Origin of the sequence: Moorena sp. SIO4A5 (assembly GCF_010672005.1) — a bacterium.
Taxonomy (GTDB): domain Bacteria; phylum Cyanobacteriota; class Cyanobacteriia; order Cyanobacteriales; family Coleofasciculaceae; genus Moorena.
Window position 1 is genome coordinate 1 of the sequence record NZ_JAAHHZ010000218.1, and the last position, 4,540, is coordinate 4,540.

At 49.0% G+C, this 4,540-nt stretch carries 3 protein-coding genes; 1 reads left to right on the forward strand and 2 read right to left on the reverse strand.

Annotation, left to right across the window (positions count from 1 at the left end):
* On the reverse strand, nucleotides 1-304 hold a 304-nt coding region (locus tag F6K57_RS32695), incomplete at its 3' end, for a transcriptional repressor (RefSeq protein WP_293072179.1).
* A gap of 545 nt (nucleotides 305-849) precedes the next feature.
* Here F6K57_RS32695 and F6K57_RS32700 point away from each other — a divergent pair.
* The gene (locus F6K57_RS32700; RefSeq protein ID WP_293039346.1) at nucleotides 850-3,159 is read left to right on the forward strand and encodes a S8 family serine peptidase; all 2,310 of its coding nucleotides are present in this window, start codon (nucleotides 850-852) and stop codon (nucleotides 3,157-3,159) included.
* Nucleotides 3,160-3,307: 148 nt separating this feature from the next.
* Here F6K57_RS32700 and F6K57_RS32705 read toward each other — a convergent pair.
* Nucleotides 3,308-4,540: WD40 repeat domain-containing protein (locus F6K57_RS32705; protein ID WP_293072180.1), on the reverse strand; the 1,233-nt coding region annotated here is incomplete at its 5' end.

A 4,540-nucleotide genomic window follows, 5' to 3' on the forward strand; every position in this document is an offset into this window, starting at 1 on the left:
TGACATGGCTATGAGTATCGCTGATATTGCCGTACAACCGTCCATCCGAGCGCTCAATACATTCAATAATACCTTGACTGGATAGGGCATCTAAATTCTGGTAAACAGAAGTATGACCAATAACTTTACCTTGTTGATTCAATCGGTCATAAATGTCTCGCGCTGACAGATGGTCTTTAGCTTCCCATAACAGTTCTAGAATAAAGCGACGTTGACGACTCAGACGCATACCCAGGGTCTGACACTTGTCGATTGCATCTTCTAGTGAACGAATTGGTTTAGCAGCTGCCGCTTCTTGTTGCATGACATGAGTTGATGAGTTTAACGAAAAGGAATCCCTTTAAATTTATTTATAGCTCAGGCAGTTATTCACTTAAGCCAGGACAAGGCTATCGTGTGATCGGAAGCAACGGGAAAGGGTAAACGGGGAATACTTTCTGTTCTCAACTTCCCTGTTCTCAAGTTTTTCCTTGACCTTGAATGCCCCTGTTTAAATTAATTTTCAGTTAAATTTGGTAGCCCTAAGCCTTATATCCTATATTTTACTACAAAATCCTGAACTACCCCACCCTACCATCTAGATGTGCTCTGCTTAGCCATCGGACAAGATCCAGGTGTCTTGACTAAGCCATTGCTCTTCACAGCAGCTACTGAAGCAATGCAACTGAGCTATAACGGAAGTATATCACCTTTACAAAAACTTTGGAAAAAAATCTGGAATTCTTCAGGGTCAATGGGTAGTTGACTGTATTGCTCAGAAACACTCACATCAACCTGATTCTGAAACAAAAGTCAACACAGACTCCTCTCTATCGAGCCAATTATAAAACATAATCAGAAATTAGCAGAATGGAAAACACAGAAAACCAAGAACCCATGGTTCCAGGTATGACCAATGGTGGAGCAACTACCAATGGCATGTCCTTAGGGGAAATGGCTGATGACCAGATGTCATCCTTTGACATGAATGCTGTATCCAGTCAAGGCAATATACCCACAGCAGTGCCCATGAGTTCATCTGCCCCAGATAGTGAAATGGAGAACGTGCTGGTAGAAATGCGAGCTCCTAAGGATCAAGGGGCTAACGTGTTTTTATACATGGCAGGAAGTTTCAGGGTTCCTAGCTTCCAAATCGATTATGACTACGAGCCAGTATCGATGGATCCTGAGACACCGGAACTGGCCATGCAGCTCCAAGCCTCTAATGAAGAGGTAATTGTTGTCAAGGGCAAAGTTGCTCAAAACCAAATTGCTGCCCTCGAAGCCCAACCTAATGTCATCAAAGTCTGGCCAGACACCCCGATCGAACCCTTCAACACTACCACCCTACAGCAAGAGTATCCGATGGTAGAACCAATGGCAGGGTTTGGTAGCTGTCCGATTGGTTCTTGTGACTGTAACCCTGGGGCGGCTAAGGGAACTATGGCGGACGTAGCCAAGTATCTTGGCGTTGATCAAATTCATGCTGCTGGTTATAAAGGTCAAGGTATTGTTGTTGGTGTCGTTGATGGCGGGATTACAGCAGCTGGTCGTCCTGTGCGTCCCGGAGAACCCTCCAAGCGGATTCCCAATGTTATTGGCGGCTACCACCGCACGGTGGCATGGGGGACTCAAGCTCGCAGCTGGGGCGAACATGGCAATATGTGCGCTACAGATGTGTTGGGTATGGCTCCAGAAGCCAAGCTCTATGACTTTCCACTAGTAGGGAATGCTATCTCTAACGCCCTGGCTGCGTTCAATTGGGCAATCAAGCAGTATAAAATTGACGGCACACCCCACATTCTCACCAATAGCTGGGGAATTTACCAGGAACAGTGGGATAAGACTTATGCCAGAAATCCTAACCATCCCTTCACCCGCAAAGTTGTGGAAGCGATCAATGAAGGGATTCTAGTTCTGTTTGCCGCTGGTAACTGTGGTGGAACCTGTCCTGATGGTCGTTGTGCCTCAGATTTCGGTCCTGGTAAAAGTATCTGGGGCGCGAATGGTCATCCCCTAGTGATGACAGTGGGCGCAGTTAACAAGAATGAACAGTTTGTCGGCTATAGCAGCCAAGGACCAGCGGCTTTGTCCCCCCAAAAGCCTGACTTCTGTTCCATCACCCACTTCCGGGGTTACTTCCCCTGTGATAACGGTACCTCTGCTGCCACACCCATTGCTGCTGGAGTAGTAGCCTTGCTCAAGCAAGCCAAGCCGAGCCTAACTCAGGAGGAGGTTAAGAAACTCCTGGAGAGTACTGCTAAAAATATTGGTTCTCAGGGATGGGATCAGCATTCCGGTGCTGGCATTATTCAGCCCAAGGTAGCCTTTGACAAAATCAAAACTCCCCCCACCCCTCGCCCCAGTGAAGATACCTGGAGTGACTGGGAAAATCTAGGCGGCTATGGCCTATATAGTCCAGCGGCTGCTTCCTGGGGACCTAATCGGATTGACACCTTTGTGATTGGTACTGACCACGCTATGTATCACAAGTGGTGGGATGGCTCGGCTTGGCGTGGCTGGGAAAACTTAGGGGGTTACATTATTTCTGCACCCGCAGCGGTTTCTTGGGGAAATAACCGCATTGACACCTTTGTGGTTGGTAGCAATAATGCCCTGTACCGCAAGTGGTGGGATGGCTCGGCTTGGCGCGGTTGGGAAAATCTAGAGGGCTACTGCTTGTATGCTCCAGCGGCTGCTTCCTGGGGACCTAACCGGCTTGACACTTTTGTGATTGGTACTGACCACGCCGTCTACCACAAGTGGTGGGATGGCTCGGCTTGGCGGGGCTGGGAAAACTTAGGAGGCTACTCTATTTCTGCACCCGCAGCAGTGTCTTGGGGTCCAAACCATATCGCTATCTTTACCATTGGTCGCGATCGCGCTCTATACTACAAGACCTGGAATGGTTCGATTTGGAGTCCATGGGAAAAACTGGGAGGCTACTGTCAGTATGGTGTAGCCGCTGTGTCCAGGGGAGTCAACCAGCTCGATTGTTTCGTGATTGGATCCATGGGCAAGGTCTATTGCCGTTCCTGGGATGGTTCTGCCTGGAAAAATTGGAAAAACCTAGGTGGTTACAGCATTGCTGGGGTAGCAGCAGCATCTTGGGGACCTGACCGCCTTGATGTTTTTGTCGCCGCTGGTGATCATGCTCTGCACCACAAGTGGATGGGCTGAGATCAAGATTACTGATTAAGGAAGTGAAGGTAAAGAATTTTTAATTCTTTACCTTTAATTTTAAATGGTCGCGTTCGCGTAGGGTGACCTACGGTCAAGGGACTTGACGAATAGCTGCTACGGCGTTAAAAACTTTTATCTTTTGCAACTACTTCTTTACATGGTCGCACAATTGCCTATCGCTCTCGCTGACATTAGGATTATTCTCCAAATAATGGCGCACCCAATCGCAAGTCTTCGCCATTAAAGAGTCTAAGTTTAAGTCTAGATTCCCGAAGAGTTTGATCCTGAAGAGTTTGATCGTGTTGTCAAGACTGCCAGAAGCCAAGGTCTGGCCATCCCGGCTGAAACTGACGCTATTGACAGCGCCATCATGCTCGATGAGGGTGTGGATTTCGGTTCCTGTCTCTAGATTCCAGTGTTTGATGGTGTTGTCAGTACTGCCAGAAGCCAAGATCTGGCCATCCCGGCTGAAACTAACGCTATTGACAATGTTAGTATGCCCGATCAGGGTGCGGATTACCTTGCCTGTCTCTAGATTCCAGAGTTTGATGGTCTTGTCAGTACTGCCAGAAGCCAAGATCTGGCCATCCCGGCTGAAACTAACGCTATTGACAGCGCCATCATGGCCGATCAGGGTGTGGATTTCGGTTCCTGTCTCTAGATTCCAGTGTTTGATGGTGTTGTCATCACTGCCAGAAGCCAAGGTCTGGCCATCCCGGCTGAAACTAACGCTATTGACAGCGCCATCATGGCCGATCAGGGTGCGGATTACCTTGCCTGTCTCTAGATTCCAGAGTTTGATGGTGTTGTCATCACTGCCAGAAGCCAAGGTCTGGCCATCCCGGCTGAAACTAACGCTATTGACAGCGCCATCATGGCCGATCAGGGTGTGGATTTCGGTTCCTGTCTCTAGATTCCAGAGTTTGATGGTGTTGTCATCACTGCCAGAAGCCAAGGTCTGGCTATCCCGGCTGAAACTGAATCTCGTGACTCTGTTAGTATGCCCGATGAGGGTCTGGAGGGTCTGGAGGGTGAGGATTTTCCTTCTCGTCTCTACATTCCAGTGTTTGATGGTGTTGTCATCACTGCCAGAAGCCAAGGTCTGGCCATCGGGGCTGAAACTGACGCTAAAGACCAAGTCATCATGCCCGATCAGGGTGCGGATTACCTTGCCCGTCTCTAGATTCCAGAGTTTGATGGTCTTGTCATCACTGCCAGAAGCCAAGGTCTGGCCATCCCGGCTGAAACTGACCCTCCTGACCGAGTCATCATGCCCGATCAGGGTGCGGATTACCTTGCCTGTCTCTAGATTCCAGAGTTTGATGGTGTTGTCATCACTGCCAGAAGCCAAGGTCTGGCCATCCCGGCTGAAACTGAC